This is a genomic window from Achromobacter sp. 2789STDY5608621 (genome assembly GCF_001299375.1).
Classification (GTDB): Bacteria; Pseudomonadota; Gammaproteobacteria; order Burkholderiales; family Burkholderiaceae_B; genus Achromobacter; species Achromobacter insuavis.
Window position 1 is genome coordinate 1 of sequence record NZ_CYTU01000057.1, and the last position, 17,524, is coordinate 17,524.

The following is a 17,524-nucleotide window of genomic DNA, read 5'->3' on the forward strand; positions in this document are numbered from 1 at the left end:
GGCCACGGCCACGGCCGGCGGCATCGCCCAGCAAGCCGCTGGCGCAGTCCAGCAATCCGCGGACGCGCTGCACGGCGCCGCCGCCGCGCTGCCCGCGGTCGCGCCGGCGCCCGCGCCCGTGCCCGACATGGGCTTCATGCACTTCGTCGCGCAGAGCGACTTCGTCGGCAAGAGCCTGTTCATCATCCTGATCCTGATGTCGCTGGTGACCTGGTACCTGATCCTGGTCAAGGTCGGCAGCAACATCAGCATGCGCCGCCGCTCGGCCGACTTCCTGAACAAGTTCTGGAACGCCAGCTCGCTGGAGCAGGTCGAGCACGAGATCACCACGCACGGCGCGCGCGATCCGTTCTCGCACCTGGCCAGCCACGCCATGCACGCGCAGGCGCATCACAACAAGTTCGGCGCCACCAAGCTGGAAGAAGCGGGCTCGAACAGCGATTTCGTCACGCGCACCATGCGCAAGGTGATCGACGAGGAAACCGCCAAGCTGGAAAACGGCCTGACGGTGCTGGCCTCGGTCGGTTCGACGGCGCCGTTCGTCGGCCTGTTCGGCACGGTGTGGGGCGTGTACCATGCCCTGGTCGGCATCGGCCTGTCCGATGGCGTCACCATCAATCGCATCGCCGGTCCGGTGGGCGAGGCCCTGATCATGACCGGCCTGGGCCTGGCGGTCGCCATCCCGGCGGTGCTGGCCTACAACACCTTCGTGCGCAACAACCGCGTCTACCTGTCGCGCCTGGACGCCTTCGCGCATGACCTGTTCGCCTTCCTGACGACCGGCCAGCAAGTGGCGCTGTCGGACAGCAAGGTGCGCGCGCTGCGCCGCCAGCACGGTAACGGCGCCGCGGTCCAACGCGGGAGCGAATAATGGCTTTTGGCAGCTTCGAGGGCAAAGGATCCGGCACCCACACGGTGTCCGAGATCAACATGGTGCCGCTGATCGACGTCATGCTGGTGTTGCTGGTGATCTTCATCATCACGGCGCCGCTGCTGGCGCACTCGATCAAGATCAACATGCCCCAGGTGGCCGCCGAGCAGATCGAGGAAGAACCCAAGACCGTGGACCTGGCCATCGACGCCAGCGGCGCGCTGTTCTGGGACGAGAAGCCGGTCAATATCGACGACCTGCCGAATCGCTTCAAGTCGATCGCCAGCACCAAGCCGCAACCTGAAATCCGCATCCGCGCCGACCAGAACACCCGCTACGAGACGCTGGCCAAGGTCATGGCCTCGGCCCGCCGCTCGGGCATGACGCGCATCGGATTCGTCACCACGCCGCCCTCGGGCGGGGCGGCAGCAGAGGGCCCGGGCACCCCGGCGCCGTCCGCCCGTTGAACGATTCCCAACAACGGGGCGCATTTCGCGCCCCGTTTTTTCTGGGATCGCGCTAGAATCGCGGCATGCGAGTTCTGGTAATCGAAGACGACACCACCCTGGGCCATGCGCTCCAGGAATTTCTGGCCGACCAAGGTTATGCGGTCGACTGGCTGACCGAGGGCGACCGGGTTCTGGGCGCACTGGCAGGCCAGCCGTATGACCTGATGCTGCTCGACCTCAATCTGCCCGGCATGAGCGGCCTGGACGTGCTGCGCCAGCTGCGGCAGGACGGCAACCAGGTTCCGGTGCTGATCCTGACGGCCCGTGACGGCATCGAGGACCGCGTCGCCGGTCTGGACGCCGGCGCCGACGACTACGTCACCAAGCCCTTCGAGCTGCCCGAGCTGGCCGCCCGCGTGCGCGCCTTCGGCCGTCGCCGGGCGGGGCAGGCGCAGCCGCTGATCGAAGTCGGCCCCCTGGTGTTCGACACCGTCGGCCGCGAAGTCCGGGCCAATGGCCAGCGCCTGTCGCTGTCCGTGCGCGAACTGTCCGTGCTGGAAATGCTGATGGCTCGCGTCGGCCGCGTGGTCACCAAGCGCCAGATCGTCAATTCGCTGTCCGCCTGGGACGCCGATTTCAGCGAGAACGCAGTGGAAGTCTATGTGTACCGCCTGCGCAAGCGCCTGGAAGGCACGGGCGCCAGCATCCAGACGGTGCGCGGCTTCGGCTACATGCTGGATGTGGAAACGGCCTGACGGCCTGTCTGGCCGCCTGAAGCCGGCTGGCGCCGCCAGCCCGCGGCGGCCACACCCCACATCCACCTAAGCGAGGGCTCCGCGTCATGACGTCAGAACGCACTCCTTCCGCGCCCCAGGCCGCTCGGCCGTTGCTCCCCTCACGTTCGCTCGCGCGGCATCTGGTCATCCGGCTGATGCCGCCGATCCTGTTGCTGGTGCTGCTGGACCTGGCCGCCACCTGGGTCATCACCCACAAGATCGACATGTCGCTGTGGATGCTGGAAGACTTCTTCTGGCTGATGGTGGTGGGGCAGGTGCTGCTGATCGCCCTGTTCACCGGGGTGGTGGTGCAGGGGGTGCGCTCCGGCCTGCGCTCGGTCAACCATCTGTCCGAGGAAATCCGCCAGCGCTCCATCGACGACATGCAGCCGCTGGAAGTGGCCGGCGTGCCGGTCGAGATCGAACCTCTCGTCACCCATACCAACGACCTGCTACTGCGGCTCGACGCGTCGCTGGCGGCGCAGCGCCGCTTCATCGGCCATGCCGCGCACCAGCTGCGCACGCCGTTGTCGGGTCTGCGGCTGGAGTCCGAGTTGATGCTGGCGCGGCCCTTGCCCGACGACGTGCGGGCGCGCGCCGAGCGCATCAAGGCGGTCAGCGACCGCATGATCCGCCTGGGCCAGCAGCTGCTGGTGCTGGCGCGCGCCGATCCCAATGCCCGGCCGCAGGACAGCTTCGTGCGCATCGACCTGTGCGAATGGGTGCGGGCGCATGGCGCCGAGTGGTTTCCGCGGGTGCGCGAGGCGCGCTACGAGCTGGATCTGGTGGCGCCGGACGCGCCGATCTGGATCGACGCCGATCCGCTGCTGCTGGCCGAGCTGCTGGGCAACCTGATCGACAATGCGCTGCGCTATGGCAATGACACCGGCAAGATCACCCTGATCGTCGGCGCCAATCCGCCGTCGCTGACGGTGGAGGACGATGGCCCCGGCATTCCGGCGGAAGAGCGCGACCGCGTGTTCGAGGCGTTCTACCGTTCGCCCTCGGTCACCGCCGGCGGCTCGGGCCTGGGACTGGCGATCGTGCGCGAGATCGCGCACGCGCATGGCGCCTGGTGGAAGCTCACCAGCCGCCCGGATTTTTCCGGAACGCGGCTTTCCGTCGTGTTCCCCGGCCCCCGCAAGGGGGCGCAACTCACTCGGCAAGAACCCACATCATGAGCCAGGGCTCGGTCAGCGTTCCTTCTTCGACTCCCGGCGCGGCTTCCGCCGGCCACGCGCCGTCCTCGCGCGCCGCCCTCGTGCTGGGTGCGCTGGGCGTGGTGTACGGCGACATCGGCACCAGCCCCCTGTACACGCTGCGGGCCTGCCTGACCGGGCTGAGCGTGCACACCGACCTGGAGCCGGCGCATCTGCTGGGCGTGCTGTCCATCCTGTTCTGGATGCTGATGGTGGTGGTGTCGCTGAAGTATGTGACGCTGATCCTGCGCGCCGACAACCGCGGCGAGGGCGGCACGCTGGCGCTGCTGGAACTGGCGGTGCGCAACCGCGACGGCAAGCTGCGCTGGATCCTGATCGTGCTGGGCATTTTCGGCGCGGCGCTGTTCTATGGCGACAGCATGATCACGCCGGCGATTTCGGTGCTGTCGGCGCTGGAAGGGATCGGCATCGTGTCGCACACGCTGGATGCGTGGGTGGTGCCGCTGGCGCTGGTGGTGCTGGTGGCGCTGTTCGCGATCCAGTCGCATGGCACGGGCGCCATGGGCAAGCTGTTCGGGCCGGTGATGCTGCTGTGGTTCGGCACGCTGGCGGCGCTGGGCGGCTGGCAGATCTGGCAGACGCCCGAGGTGCTGGCGGCGCTCAATCCGATGTGGGGCCTGCGCTTCATCATCGAGTTCCCGTGGATCAGTTTCGTGCTGCTGGGTGCGGTGGTGCTGGCGCTGACCGGCGCCGAGGCGCTGTACGCCGACATGGGCCACTTCGGCCGTCCGGCGATCCGCAGCGCCTGGTTCAGCATGGTGCTGCCGGCGCTGACGCTGTGCTATTTCGGCCAGGGCGCGTTGCTGCTGCGCGATCCCGGCGCGATCCGCAATCCGTTCTTCATGATGGCGCCGGAATGGGGCCTGGCGCCGCTGGTGGCGCTGGCGACGGTCGCCACCATCGTGGCGTCGCAGGCGGTGATTTCGGGCGCGTACTCGGTGACGCGCCAGGCGGTGCAGCTGGGCTTCTGGCCGCGCATGCAGATCCTGCATACGTCGGCGGTGGAGAAGGGCCAGATCTACCTGCCGCAGGTCAATGCGCTGCTGCTGTGCGCGGTGCTGGTGCTGGTGCTGGTGTTCCGCAATTCCGACAATCTGGCGGCCGCCTACGGCTTCGCGGTGACGGGGACGATGCTGACGACCTCGGTGCTGGCGTTCGCGGTGCTGCCGCGCGGCAGCACGGGCGCCAAGCGCATGCTGTGGTTCGTGGTGCTGGGCCTGCTGCTGCTGTTCGACGTGCTGCTGTTCTCGGCCAACGTGTTCAAGATCCACGAAGGCGGCTGGCTGCCGCTGCTGGTGGCGATCGTGGTGTTCACGCTGATGATGACGTGGCGCCGCGGCCGCCGGCTGTTGTCGGACATGCAGCAGCGTGATCGCCAGCCGCTCAAGGAGTTCATGGAGCAGCTCGAGGCCTATCCGCCGTCGCGGGTGCCGGGCACGGCGATTTTCATGACGATGAATTCGGGCAATGTGCCGCCGGCGCTGCTGCACAACCTCAAGCACAACAAGGTGCTGCATGACCACGTGCTGTTCCTGACGATCCGGGGGGCCGACGTGCCGTACGTGTCGGCGGAAGAGCGCTTCTCGGTGACCAAGATGAGCGCGTCGAGCTGGGCGGCGACGATCAATTACGGCTTCAAGGAAGATCCGGACGTGCCGGAGGCGCTGCGGCTGGTGGCCGAGGCGTATCCGGAGCTGGATCTGGAGCCGATGCGGACGTCTTACTTCCTGTCGCGGCAGACGGTGGTGGCGGCCAGGAAGCCGGCGCTGTGGCGGTGGCGGCGGGCGGTGTTCTCGTTCATGGCGCGCAATTCGACGCGGAGCACGAAGTTTTTCAAGATTCCGGCGAATCGGGTTGTCGAGATGGGGATGCAGGTCGAACTTTAGGCCTGGGGTTTTGAGTTCTTAAGACGCCCGCCGGGTTGGCGTTGCGGGGGCGCGGGGCTACGATTGCGGTCCGGAGCGTTCGCTCCGGACTTCCCCATTGTCATCTTCGTCCAGGCCTTCGGCCTTCCCTTCAGATTCCCTCGGGCGCATCTACACGCCCCGCGCCCCCGCAACGCCAACCCGACGGGCTGCAATGTCTGCATCTTGGCAGGCTTTGAGGCGGGCGCGTTTGCGGTGGCGTCCGAGTTGGAGGAGGCGGTGGGTTCGAGGTTGAATCCGGGAAGGACCGCGTTGGTTGTGTCGAATAAAAAAAGCCCCTCGGTGTTGCCGAGGGGCTTTTTGTTGGGCGGGAAGAATTACTTCTTCTTGGCCTCGTCCTTCAGTTGCGGCAGCGAGGTGCCGGAGGCGGAGAGCAGGCCGGTTTGCGTGTAGGTGAACAGCTTGGCGCGGGTGTCGACGATGTCGAGGTTGCGCATGGTCAGCTGGCCGATGCGGTCGGCGGGGGTGAAGGGGGCGTTCTCGACCTTTTCCATCGACAGGCGCTCGGGGGCGTAGGTCAGGTTGGGCGATTCGGTGTTGAGCAGCGAGTAGTCGTTGCCGCGGCGCAGTTCGATGGTGACTTCGCCGGTGACGGCGCGGGCGACCCAGCGCTGGGCGGTTTCGCGCAGCATGATGGCTTGCGGGTCGAACCAGCGGCCCTGGTACAGCAGGCGACCGAGCTTGCGGCCGCTTTCGCGGTACTGCTCGATGGTGTCTTCGTTGTGGATGCCGGTGACCAGGCGCTCGTAGGCGATGAACAGCAGGGCCAGGCCCGGGGCTTCGTAGATGCCGCGGCTCTTGGCTTCGATGATGCGGTTCTCGATCTGGTCGCTCATGCCCAGGCCGTGGCGACCGCCGATGCGGTTGGCTTCGAGCATCAGCTCGACCGGGTCGCTGTATTCCACGCCGTTCAGGGCGACCGGCTGGCCTTCCTCGAAGCGGACGGTGACTTCCTCGGCCTTGACGGCGACGTCGTCGCGCCAGAACGCCACGCCCATGATGGGCTTGACGATGCGGATGCCGGAGTTCAGGTGTTCCAGATCCTTGGCTTCGTGGGTGGCGCCGAGCAGGTTGGAGTCGGTGGAGTAGGCCTTTTCCGCCGACATCTTGTAGTCGAAGCCGGCTTGGCGCATGTACTCGGACATTTCCGAGCGGCCGCCGAGCTGGTCGATGAACTGCTGGTCGAGCCAGGGCTTGTAGATCTTCAGGTCCGGGTTGGTCAGCAGGCCGTAGCGGTAGAAGCGCTCGATGTCGTTGCCCTTGAAGGTGCTGCCGTCGCCCCAGATGTTGACGTTGTCTTCCTTCATGGCGGCCACCAGCATGGTGCCGGTGACGGCGCGGCCGATGGGCGTGGTGTTGAAGTAGGTGATGCCGGCGGTCGAGATGTGGAAGGCGCCGGCCTGCAGGGCGGCGATGCCTTCGGCCACGAGCTGCGCGCGGCAGTCGATCAGGCGGGCGTTCTCGGCGCCGTAGGCCAGGGCCTTGCGCGGGATCTCGTCGTAGTCGGATTCGTCGGGCTGGCCCAGGTTCGCGGTGTAGGCGTAGGGGATGGCGCCGTTGTTGCGCATCCAGAGCAGCGCGGCGCTGGTGTCGAGGCCGCCGGAAAAGGCGATGCCGACCTTCTGGCCGGTGGGAAGGTTCGGGAGGATAGTGGTCATTGTTTGAGGTGAGACGCCAACGGGACTTTGACAGCAACGAGCCGCCAAACAAGAAATCTGCGGGGCATTTTAACTCTTTTGGGCGGTGGCGGCCCGGGCTGCGGCGGCGGGGCGGAAAGCCGTCGGCAGCGGGGCCGGGAAGGGGCGCGGGGAAAATCGGCTGGAAAAAGGGGCCAGGAAAAACAGGCGGCGGGGCGCCCGGGGGGAGAGCGGGCCCGGCGCCAACCTGTCCGAATTGTCAGCGAACGGACAGCGTGCGGTCCCGCAGGGGTTTCTACAGTAGGGCCGTACTGGACTCGTTGGCCGCGCGGGCGGCGCCGAAAAATGAACACTGGCAAGCGCAGAGCGCCGCGTTGGGCGGCGACGGGACTGGCGGCCCTGTTGGGGTTGGCCGGGTGCGCCGTGGGGCCGGATTACCAGCGTCCGACCATGGACCTGCCGGCCGGATACAAGGAATCGGGGCCCTGGAAGACGGCGCAACCGGGCGTGATCGACGGTTCGCAGCCGTGGTGGGAAGCCTATGGTGATCCGACCCTGAATGGCCTGATCGTGGCCGCCAACGGCGCCAACCAGACTATCCAGCAGGCCCAGGCGCAATACCGCCAGGCGCGCGCGGCGGCCGATGCGGCCCGCGCCGGCTTCTGGCCCACGGTCGGCGCCAATGTGTCGGCGCAGCGGGCCCGGGCCAAGAGCAACGGGGTGGTGGGCGTTTCCAATAGCTACGCGGCCGCCATCGACGTGTCGTGGGAGCCGGACCTGTGGGGCGCGGTGCGCCGCCAGGTCGAGTCCAGCGATGCCTCGACCCAGGCCAGCGAAGCCAGCCTGGCGGCGGCCCGGCTCAGCATCCAGGCGGCGCTGGCGCAGGATTACCTGCAATTGCGCGCGGTGGACCGGGAAAAGGACCTGTATGCCCGCACCCTGCAGGCCTATCAACGCACGCTCAAGTTGACCCAGAGCCAGTACGACGCGGGCGTGGCGCTGCGCTCGGACGTGGCCCAGGCCGAGGCCCAGTTGCGGACCGCGCAGGCCCAGGCGATCGACCTGGATACCTCGCGCAACCAGCTCGAACACGCCATCGCCATCCTGACCGGGCGGGCGCCGGCGCAGTTCAGCCTGGCGCCGCTGGCGGCGGACCAGCCCTGGATGTTCCACGTGCCCGCGGTGCCGACCGGCCTGCCGTCGGACCTGCTGGAGCGGCGTCCGGACATCGCGGCGGCCGAACGCCAGGTGGCCTCGGCCAATGCCGCCATCGGCGTGGCGCGCGCCGCCTACTTCCCGTCGCTGGTGCTGTCGGCCACCGGCGGCTTCGGCGCGGCCAGCTTCGCGCAGTGGTTCAACGCGCCGGGCCGGGTCTGGTCGCTGGGGGCGGCGCTGGCGGAGACGATTTTCGACGGGGGGCTGCGGCGCGCGCGTGATGCCCAGGCGGTGGCGGCGTTCGACGCCAGCGCCGCGCAATACAAGCAGACGGTGCTGGGCGCGTTCCAGGAGGTGGAGGACAACCTGTCGACCTTGCGCGTGCTGGACGACGAGGCGCGGGCGCAGGACCAGGCGGTGGCGGCTTCGCGGTTGAGCGAGCAGCTGGCCCTGGCGCAGTACCGCGCCGGCACCACCACGTTCCTGGCGGTGGCCACGGCGCAGGCCCTGACGCTGTCGAACGAACGCAATGCCGTGCAGCTGCGCGGCCGCCAGATGGTGGCCAGCGTGGCGTTGATCAAGGCCGTGGGCGGCGGCTGGAACGCGTCCGCCCTGAACACGCCGGATGCGCAGGCGCTGGCGGCGGCTGGCGCGGCGCCGGCCGCGCCCAAATCCCCTACCGAGAATGAGTAAGTCCATGGACAAGGCTGTGACGATTTCCCCTCCGGGCGCGGGCGGCCGCAAGGCGGCGCTGCTGGCGTTGGCGCTGGCGGCCTGCTGCCTGGCGGCATGGTGGTGGCTGCGCGGGGGCGGCGAGGCGGCGCCGCCGCCGGCGCCGGCGGTGCCGGTGGCCACCGCGCTGGCGCAGCGCCAGGACGTGCCGCGCTACCTGACCGGCGTCGGCACGGTGACGTCGGCGGCGACGGTCACGGTCAAGGCGCGCATCGACGGCCAGCTCGACAGCGTCGGCTTCGTCGAGGGCCAGGACGTGAAGGCCGGCCAGGTGCTGGCCAATATCGACCCGCGCGCCCTGCAGGCGCAACTGGCCCAGGCCCAGGCGCAGCGCGCCAAGGACCAGGCCACGCTGGTGAACGCGCGGCTGGACCTGCAGCGCTACACCCGCCTGCAGCGCGAGGACGCCGCCACCCAGCAGACGCTGGACACGCAGCGCGCGCTGGTGGCGCAGCTGGAGGCGGCGACGCAGACCGACGACGCCCAGATCAGCTACGCCAAGGTGCAGCTGGACTACACCCGCATCGTCGCGCCGATCTCCGGCCGGGTTGGGGCGCGGCTGGTGGACCCGGGCAACATCGTGCACGCGGCCGACGTCAACGGCCTGGTGGTGATCAACCAGATCGATCCGATCACGGTGCTGTTCTCGCTGCCGGAAGAATCGGTGCCGGCGATCAACGCGGCCATGGACAAGGGCCAGGCGTTGACCGTGGCGGCTTATGCGCGCGGCGGCAACGAGCCGCTGGAGCAGGGCCAGCTGGTGCTGCTGAACAACCAGATCGACACCACCACCGGCACGGTGCAGCTCAAGGGCCGCTTCGACAATCCGCGCCATCGCCTGTGGCCCGGGCAGTACGTCAACGCGCGGCTGGTGCTGGACCCGCACGAAAGCGCCGTGACGGTGCCGGCGGCGGCGGTGCAGCGCGGCCAGTCCGATACCTTCGTGTACGTGGTGGATGGCGCCGGCGTGGCGCAGCCGCGGCCGGTCAAGGTGGAGCGCATGCAGGACGGCCTGGCCGTGATCCAGCAGGGGCTGGACGCCGGCCAGCGCGTGGTGGTGGACGGCCAATACAAGCTCAAGCCCGGCAGCAAGGTGCGTGAGCTGGCCGCGGCGGCGGGAGGCGGCCAGTGAGCATCTCAGCGAATTTCATCAAGCGGCCGATCGGCACCTCGCTGCTGGCGCTGGCGATCCTGCTGGTCGGCATCGCGGCCTGGCCGCTGTTGCCGGTGGCGCCGCTGCCGCAGGTCGACTTTCCCACCATCCAGGTGCAGGCCAGCCTGCCCGGCGGCAGTCCCGAGACCATGGCGTCCAACGTGGCGCAGCCGCTGGAGCGGCAGTTCTCGCTGATCGCCGGCCTGTCGCAGATGACCTCGGTCAGCGCCATCGGCCTGACCCAGATCACGCTGCAGTTCGACCTGAACCGCAGCATCGACTCGGCGGCGGTGGACGTGCAGGCCGCGATCAACGCCGCCACCGGCCAGCTGCCGAACAATCTGCCGAATCCGCCGACCTTCCGCAAGGTCAATCCGGCCGACGCGCCGATCATGGTGATGGCGGTGCAGTCGGACACACTGCCGCTGATCCAGGTCAATGACTACGCCGACAACATCCTGGCGCAGCAGATCTCGCAGATCTCGGGCGTGGGGCTGGTCAACATCGGCGGCCAGCAGAAGCCGGCCGTGCGCATCCAGGTGGACCCGGGCAAGCTGGCGGCGCTGGGGCTGAGCCTGGAGGACATCCGCGGCGTCATCGCCACCACCACCGTCAACCAGCCCAAGGGCACGATTGACGGGCCGCGCCAGAGCTTCACCACCTACACCAACGACCAGTTGCTGTCGGCGTCGCAATGGAACGACATGGTGCTGGCCTACCGCAACGGCGCGCCGATCCGGGTGCGCGACGTCGGCGTGGCCGTGGACGGGCCGGAAAACACCAAGCTGGCCGGCTGGGCCTACGCCGGGCCGGCCTCGCCGCCGGACAACACCATCACCAACGGCCGTTCGATCGTGCTGCAGATCAGCAAGCAGCCGGGCGCCAACGTGATCGACACGGTCGACCGGATCCGCGCGGCGCTGCCGCGGCTGGAGGCCTCGATCCCGCCGTCGGTGCACGTCAACACCATCATCGACCGCACTCAGACCATCCGCGCCTCGGTGCAGGACGTGGAGTTCACGCTGACGCTGACCATCATCCTGGTGGTGCTGGTGATCTTCCTGTTCCTGCGCAACGTGGCGGCGACGCTGATTCCGTGCGTGACGGTGCCGCTGGCGCTGATGGGCACGGCCGCCATCATGTACGTGGTCGGGTTCAGCCTGGACAACCTGTCGCTGATGGCGCTGACGATCGCGGTGGGCTTCGTGGTGGACGACGCGATCGTGATGCTGGAGAACATCTACCGCCACGTCGAGGCCGGCATGTCGCCGATGGAGGCGGCCTACAAGGGCGCGGGCGAGATCGGCTTCACCATCGTCTCGATCTCGGTGTCGCTGGTGGCCGTGTTCATTCCGCTGCTGCTGATGGGCGGCATCGTCGGCCGGCTGTTCCGCGAGTTCGCGGTGACGGTGACGCTGACCATCGTGGTATCGGTGCTGGTGTCGCTGACGCTGACGCCGATGCTGTGCTCGCGCTACCTGAAGAACCACCACGGCGACCGCCATGGACGCCTGTACCTGCTGTTCGAGCGCGGCTTCGACGCCATGCTGCATGGCTATGAGCGCGGCCTGAAGCTGGTGTTGCGGCACCCGTTCGCCACGCTGTGCTCGTTCCTGGCGACGGTGGCGTGCACGGTGGCGCTGTTCGTGATGATCCCGAAGGGGTTCTTCCCGCAGCAGGACACCGGCTTCATCTTCGGCTTCGCCGAATCGGCCCAGGATTCGTCGTTCTCGCTGATGAACCAGCGCATGATCCAGATGGCCGACGTGATCCGGCAGGATCCGGACATCGCCAGCTTTGGCTTCAACGGCAGCCAGAGCACCTACAACACCGGCAACTTCTACATCGGCCTGAAGCCGAAGGACGAGGGCCGCACGGCGTCGGCCGACGAGGTCATCGCGCGGCTGCGGCCGCAGCTGGCCAAGCTGGAGGGCGTGACGCTGTTCATGCAGGCGGGCCAGGACATCAACGTCGGCGGGCGGCTATCGCGCACCCAGTACCAGTACACGCTGACGGACTCGAACCTGGACGAACTGAACGTGTGGGCGCCGCGGCTGCTGGCCAAGTTCCGCGAGCTGCCGATGCTGACCGACCTGGCGTCCGACCAGCAGAACGCGGCGGCGACCGCCTCCATCACCATCGACCGCGCGCGGGCCTCGTCGTTCGGCATCTCGCCGGCGCTGATCGACGCCACCATCTACGACGCCATCGGCCAGCGCCAGGTGGCGCAGTACTTCACCCAGATCAACAGCTACCACGTGGTGTTGGAGGTGACGCCCAAGCTGCAGCAGGATCCGGACCTGTTCTCCAAGCTCTACCTGACCTCGCCGCTGACCGGCCAGCAGGTGCCGCTGTCGACCTTCATCAAGCTCGACACCGACAAGACCGCCTATCTGTCGATCAGCCACCAGGGCCAGTTCCCGGCGGTGACAATCTCATTCAACCTGGCGCCGGGCGCCTCGCTCGGCCAGGCGGTGCAGGCGATCCAGCAGGCCCAGGCGCAGATGGGCGCGCCGGCCAGCCTGACCGGGGCGTTCCAGGGCACGGCCAAGGCCTTCGGCGACTCGCTGGCGACCCAGCCGTACCTGATCGCGGCGGCGCTGATCGCGGTGTATATCGTGCTGGGGCTGCTGTACGAAAGCTACATCCATCCGCTGACGATCCTGTCGACGCTGCCGTCGGCCGGGGTGGGGGCGCTGCTGATCCTGATGGTGGGCGGCTATGACCTGAGCGTGATCGCGCTGATCGGCATCATCCTGCTGATCGGCATCGTCAAGAAGAACGGCATCATGATGATCGACTTCGCCCTGACGGCCGAGCGCGAGCACGGCATGTCGCCGGCCGAGGCGATCTACCAGGCCTGCGTGTTGCGCTTCCGGCCGATCATGATGACCACCATGTGCGCGCTGCTCAGCGGCCTGCCGCTGATGCTGAGCCACGGCCAGGGCTCGGAGTTGCGCCGGCCGCTGGGCTATGCGATGGTGGGCGGCCTGATCGTGTCGCAGGCGCTGACGCTGTTCACGACGCCGGTGGTGTACCTGTACCTGGACCGGGCGCATTTCTGGTACATGCGCAAGAAGCAGGAACGCGCCGCGCGCAAGGCGGGGGCGTCCGTGCCGGCTGGCGTCGAGCCAGGCGAGGCGGGAGCGCCTGTCCAGCCCGGAGTTGAGTCAAAATAGGCTTCCTTGATCGTCGACGTGCCCTGGCGGGGCTGCCATGAAAATCCTGATAGTCGAAGATGAACTGAAGACGGCGGATTACCTGCGCAAGGGCCTGGGTGAGCAGGGCTGCGCGGTGGATGTCGCGCATAACGGCATCGACGGCCAACACCTGGCGCTGGAGCACGATTACGACGTGATCGTGCTGGACGCGATGCTGCCGGGCATGGATGGCTTCGCGGTGCTGCGGTCGCTGCGCAGCGTGCGCCAGACGCCGGTCATCATGCTGACCGCGCGCGACGGCGTCGAGGACCGCATCCGCGGCCTGCACGACGGCGCCGACGACTACCTGGTCAAGCCGTTCTCGTTTCTGGAACTGCTGGCCCGGCTGCAGGCGCTGACCCGGCGCGGCCGCGCCCAGGAGCCGGTGCAGTTGCGCATCGGCGACCTGCAGATCGACCTGATCAGCCGCAAGGCCTGGCGCGCCGGCGTCCGGCTGGACCTGACCGCCAAGGAATTCGCGCTGCTGGCGGTCCTGGCGCGGCGCCAGGGCGAGATCCTGTCCAAGACGGCGATCGCCGAACTTGTCTGGGACATGAACTTCGACAGCAATGTCAACGTGGTCGAGGTGGCGATCAAGCGGCTGCGCGGCAAGGTCGACGCGCCGTTCGACCGCAAGCTGCTGCACACCATCCGCGGCATGGGCTACGTGCTGGAACTGCGCGACGACGAGCCGGCGGAATGAAATCCTCGCTCAAATCCCGGCTGGTGCTGATGTTCGCGGTGGCGGCGGCGGCCACCTTCGCGCTGACCGGGGTGGCGCTGTACGGGGTGCTGGACCGCCAGCTCGACCGCATCCAGCAGGACGCCTTGCGCACCACGGCGCACGAGGTCAGCTATTCGCTCACGCGCAGCGGCGATCCCGAACGCTGGGGCCGCTTCAAGGCCAAGCTCGATACCCTGACGCCGGCCGACGGCAGCCTGCGCTTCTGGGTGCTGTCGGATGATCCTGCCTATGAATACGGCAAGGGCCTGGCCGACGTCGACCGGCTCGAACGCCATGCCGACGGCTTCGGCACGATCACGCTGCCGGACCGCGAAAATGAACTGCTGACCATCACCGTGACCGTCGAGGCCTTCCAGCAGCGGCCGCGGGTGCGCCTGATCGTCGGCATGGACTCGGCGCCCTATGCCCATACGCTGCGCTACTTCCTGTGGGCCATGGCCGGGCTGTCGCTGACCGCCATCCTGCTGGTGGGCCTCTTGGGTTTCTGGGTGGCGCGGCTGGGCCTGCGGCCGCTCAACCGGCTGTCGGCCGAGGCCCGGGCGCTGCGTCCCAGCGCCTTGTCGCAGCGCCTGAGCATGGCGGCGCTGCCGGTCGAGCTGGAAGACCTGGCCACCTCCTTCAATGGCGCGCTGGCGCGGCTGGAGGGCGCCTACAACCAGCTCGAGGACTTCAACGCCGACGTCGCCCACGAGCTGCGCACGCCGCTCACCAACCTGATCGGCCAGACCCAGGTGGCGCTGTCGCGGCCGCGCGGCTCGGGCGAGCTGCGCGAGGTGCTGCAATCGAACCTCGAAGAGCTGGACCGGCTGCGCGCCATGGTCAACGACATGCTGTTCCTGGCCCGGGCCGACCAGGGCGAGGCCGCCACCGGCCGCATCCACGCGGTGCTGGCCGACGAGGTCGGCAAGACGGTGGAATTTTTCGAGTTCCTGCTGGACGAGGCCGGCATGCGCGTGCGCATCCAGGGCGAACGCGACGCGGTGGCGCTGATCGACACGGCGCTGTTCCGGCGGGCGGTGACCAACCTGCTGCAGAACGCCATCCAGTATTCATCGGCCGGCGCCGAGATCACGGTGGACATCGAACGGCGCGACGGGCTGCTGGAAGTGGCGGTGAGCAATCCCGGCCCGCCGATCGCGCCGGAGCACCTGCCGCATCTGTTCCAGCGCTTCTACCGGGTCGATGCCGCGCGTGGCGGCGACGGCGTCGAACATAGCCATGGCCTGGGCCTGGCCATCGTCAAGGCGGTGGCGGCCATGCATGGCGGCGCGGTGTCGGCCGCCAGCGGCGGCGGCGTGACGCGGGTGGCGTTCAGCGTCGGCACCACGGCCGCGTAGCCCGCCGGCATGCGGCGTTCAGCGCGCGGCGGCGGCCGGCGCGAACAGCGCGGCCAGGTTCAACTGGCGGATCAGGTCGCCGGTGGCCATGGCCAGCCGGGTGGCGGGGCGATGGCGGGCGCTGGCCAGCACCAGGTTGTTGGTGATCCGCGGCGACACGATGTCGCTGAGCGACAGCGCGTGTTCGGCCGCCGGCCCGCGCGCGGCCGAGCGCGGCAGGATGGCGTAGGCGTCGCCCTGGGCCGCCAGTTCCACGATGGTCTGCACCGCGTCCACCTCGGCCGCGACCTGCAGCCGCACGCCCTGGGCGCGGCAGATGCTCTCGACCAGGGTGCGGATGGCGTTGGGCAGGCTGGGCAGCACCAGCGGATAGGCGCCCAGGCCGGCCACGGCCACGCGGGCGGGCAGGGGCGGCTGGTGGTCGGCGGCGGCCACCAGCACCAGGTCTTCGCGGAACAGCGATTCGTAGCCCAGTTGCGGCGACGGCGCGGGGTCGTACAGCAGCGCCAGGTCGACCCGGCCGGCCAGCAGCCATTCGCGCATCTGCGCGCTCAGGCCTTCGGCCACCGCGATCGACGCATCGGGAAAGCGGCGCCGGAAGGCCTGCACCAGCGGCGGGGTCAGCACCCGGGCGATGCGCGGCGGCAGGCCGACCACCACCTTGCCGGTCGGCGTTTCGCGCAGGGTCTGCAGGTCCTGCTTGGCGCGGTCGGCCAGCGCCAGCAGGGCGCGCGCGTGCTCCAGGAAGCGCAGGCCGGCCTCGGTCGGCTCGGCGCCGCGGCCGTTGCGATAGAGCAGGTGCTGGCCCAGCTCCAGTTCCAGCAGGCGCACCTGGCGGCTCAGCGTGGGCTGGGCCACGTCGAGCATTTCGGCGGCGCGCGAGAAGCTGCGCCGCTCGGCGACGCGCACGAAGTATTCGATCTGCTTGAGGTCCATGGGAAGGCGGGCGGCGCAATATCCATGTGGATATCTAAATTTTCTATATCTGAAATCAAAGATATAGCATTGTTAAGCGAGGCGCAATCCGCGAGCATGGCGTTTTCCCCGTTGGATCCCGCCGTGCCCGATTGCCGTCCTCCGCTTGCCACGCCCTCCCGTCCCCGCCACGCGCTGCCGGCCGGGGCCTGCGACACGCACTGCCACGTGTTCGGTCCGGCCGACGTGTTCCCCTATGCCGAGGGCCGTTCCTACACGCCGCCCGACGCGCCCTACGCCAGGATGGCGGCGCTGCATGCGCACCTGGGCGTGCAGCGCGCGGTGGTGGTGCAGGCCAACTGCCACGGCAACGACCATGCCGCGCTGCTCGACGCGCTGGCGCAGAGCCAGGGCCGCTACCGCGGCGTGGCGCTGCTGGGGGCGGACGCCACCGCCGCCAGCGTGCGGCAGCTGCATGACGGCGGCGTGCGCGGGGCGCGCTTCAACTTCGTGCCGCACCTGGGTGGCGCGCCCGATCCGGCGGTGTTCGACCATGTCATCGGCCTGATCGCGCCGCTGGGCTGGCATGTCTGCGTGCACCTGGACGGCGCCATGCTGCCCGAGCTGCTGCCGCGCCTGCGCGCGCTGCCGGTGCCGTTCGTGGTCGACCACATGGGCCGCATCAAGGCGGCCGATGGACTGGACGCGCCGGCGTTCCGCGCCTTGCTGGCGCTGGAGCGGGTGCCGCAGGCCTGGGTCAAGGTCTCCGGCATCGACCGCATCGCCTCGGGCAAGCGCCCCTTTGCCGAAGGCATCCCGTTCGTGCGCGCCCTGGTGGACGCGCTGCCCGAGCGCACGCTGTGGGGCACCGACTGGCCGCATCCGAACGTGGCGGGCGACATGCCCGACGACGGCGAACTGGCCGACGCTTTTTTCCTGGCCTGCCCGGACGCGGAAACGCGCCGGCAGGTCCTGGTGGACAACCCGGCGCGTCTCTACGGCTTCCTGTAGCCGCGCCATCGCCCGATTTCGGGCAACAAGAAAACACGACATCCCGAGGAGACAATCCATGTTCAAGAAAATCGTATTCGCCGGCCTGCTAGGCCTGGCCAGCCTGGGCCCCACGGCGCACGCCGATGGTCCGGTGCGCCTGATCATCGCCTTCCCGCCGGGCGGCCCGGTGGACCTGGTCGGCCGGGTGCTGGCCGAACAGCTGGGCAAGGAGCTCAAGCAATCGGTCATCGTCGAGAACAAGGCCGGCGCCAACGGCAACATCGCCGCGGCCTACGTGGCCAAGGCCCCGGCCGACGGCTCGGTGCTGTTCCTGACCAGCGTCGGCGCGGTGTCCATCAGCCCGGCCCTGTACAAGGACCTGCCGTACGACCCGGTGCGCGATTTCGCGCCGGTGT

General features: G+C 68.7%; 14 protein-coding genes. 12 read left to right on the plus strand and 2 right to left on the minus strand.

Annotated features, from left to right (window positions below; all coding sequences use genetic code 11):
- From AOZ53_RS29345 to AOZ53_RS29365, 5 genes are all read left to right on the plus strand, one after another.
- The coding region (locus AOZ53_RS29345) for a MotA/TolQ/ExbB proton channel family protein (RefSeq protein WP_054490481.1) at window positions 1–871 on the plus strand (871 nt) is incomplete at its 5' end.
- The gene (locus tag AOZ53_RS29350) at window positions 871–1,338 is read left to right on the plus strand and encodes an ExbD/TolR family protein (protein ID WP_054474029.1); all 468 of its coding nucleotides are present in this window, start codon (window positions 871–873) and stop codon (window positions 1,336–1,338) included. The genes AOZ53_RS29345 and AOZ53_RS29350, both read left to right, overlap by 1 nt.
- Before the next feature lie 65 nt (window positions 1,339–1,403).
- A complete protein-coding gene (locus tag AOZ53_RS29355) occupies window positions 1,404–2,075 on the plus strand; it encodes a response regulator transcription factor (RefSeq protein ID WP_006218435.1) in 672 nt (223 codons plus the stop codon).
- A 176-nt stretch (window positions 2,076–2,251) separates the two neighbouring features.
- Window positions 2,252–3,277 carry a sensor histidine kinase gene (locus tag AOZ53_RS29360; protein ID WP_054434320.1) on the plus strand — a complete coding sequence of 342 codons (1,026 nt, stop codon included), beginning with the start codon at window positions 2,252–2,254 and terminating at the stop codon, window positions 3,275–3,277.
- The gene (locus AOZ53_RS29365; protein WP_054490483.1) at window positions 3,274–5,202 is read left to right on the plus strand and encodes a potassium transporter Kup; all 1,929 of its coding nucleotides are present in this window, start codon (window positions 3,274–3,276) and stop codon (window positions 5,200–5,202) included. The genes AOZ53_RS29360 and AOZ53_RS29365 overlap by 4 nt, the downstream gene beginning before the upstream one ends.
- A 356-nt stretch (window positions 5,203–5,558) precedes the next feature.
- Here AOZ53_RS29365 and argG read toward each other — a convergent pair whose 3' ends face one another.
- On the minus strand, window positions 5,559–6,899 hold the full coding sequence (gene argG, locus AOZ53_RS29370; protein ID WP_054434324.1) for an argininosuccinate synthase: 1,341 nt from the start codon (window positions 6,897–6,899) through the stop codon (window positions 5,559–5,561).
- A 324-nt stretch (window positions 6,900–7,223) separates the two neighbouring features.
- On the opposite strand from argG, the gene AOZ53_RS29375 reads away from it, so the two are divergent.
- Genes AOZ53_RS29375 through AOZ53_RS29395 form a run of 5 tightly spaced genes read left to right on the plus strand, consistent with a single transcriptional unit; the run spans window position 7,224 to window position 15,200 of the window.
- Complete coding sequence (locus tag AOZ53_RS29375; RefSeq protein ID WP_054490486.1) at window positions 7,224–8,726, plus strand: efflux transporter outer membrane subunit; 1,503 nt, start codon at window positions 7,224–7,226, stop codon at window positions 8,724–8,726.
- A gap of 4 nt (window positions 8,727–8,730) precedes the next feature.
- Window positions 8,731–9,897 (plus strand): efflux RND transporter periplasmic adaptor subunit, encoded by a 1,167-nt coding sequence (locus tag AOZ53_RS29380; protein WP_054490488.1) that lies wholly within the window; start codon window positions 8,731–8,733, stop codon window positions 9,895–9,897.
- Window positions 9,894–13,097 carry an efflux RND transporter permease subunit gene (locus tag AOZ53_RS29385; RefSeq protein WP_054490490.1) on the plus strand — a complete coding sequence of 1,068 codons (3,204 nt, stop codon included), beginning with the start codon at window positions 9,894–9,896 and terminating at the stop codon, window positions 13,095–13,097. The genes AOZ53_RS29380 and AOZ53_RS29385 overlap by 4 nt, the downstream gene beginning before the upstream one ends.
- A gap of 37 nt (window positions 13,098–13,134) precedes the next feature.
- Window positions 13,135–13,821 (plus strand): heavy metal response regulator transcription factor, encoded by a 687-nt coding sequence (locus AOZ53_RS29390; RefSeq protein ID WP_054419799.1) that lies wholly within the window; start codon window positions 13,135–13,137, stop codon window positions 13,819–13,821.
- Window positions 13,818–15,200 (plus strand): heavy metal sensor histidine kinase, encoded by a 1,383-nt coding sequence (locus AOZ53_RS29395; protein ID WP_054490492.1) that lies wholly within the window; start codon window positions 13,818–13,820, stop codon window positions 15,198–15,200. Before AOZ53_RS29390 ends, AOZ53_RS29395 begins: the two co-directional genes overlap by 4 nt.
- Before the next feature lie 18 nt (window positions 15,201–15,218).
- Here AOZ53_RS29395 and AOZ53_RS29400 read toward each other — a convergent pair whose 3' ends face one another.
- A complete protein-coding gene (locus tag AOZ53_RS29400; protein WP_054434332.1) occupies window positions 15,219–16,136 on the minus strand; it encodes a LysR substrate-binding domain-containing protein in 918 nt (305 codons plus the stop codon).
- A 123-nt stretch (window positions 16,137–16,259) separates the two neighbouring features.
- Here AOZ53_RS29400 and AOZ53_RS29405 point away from each other — a divergent pair, with 123 nt between their 5' ends.
- Both AOZ53_RS29405 and AOZ53_RS29410 read left to right on the plus strand, forming a co-directional pair.
- Window positions 16,260–17,126, plus strand: a complete 867-nt coding sequence (locus AOZ53_RS29405) for an amidohydrolase family protein (protein ID WP_180180072.1) — start codon at window positions 16,260–16,262, stop codon at window positions 17,124–17,126.
- A 58-nt stretch (window positions 17,127–17,184) separates the two neighbouring features.
- Window positions 17,185–17,524: Bug family tripartite tricarboxylate transporter substrate binding protein (locus tag AOZ53_RS29410; RefSeq protein ID WP_255353316.1), on the plus strand; the 340-nt coding region annotated here is incomplete at its 3' end.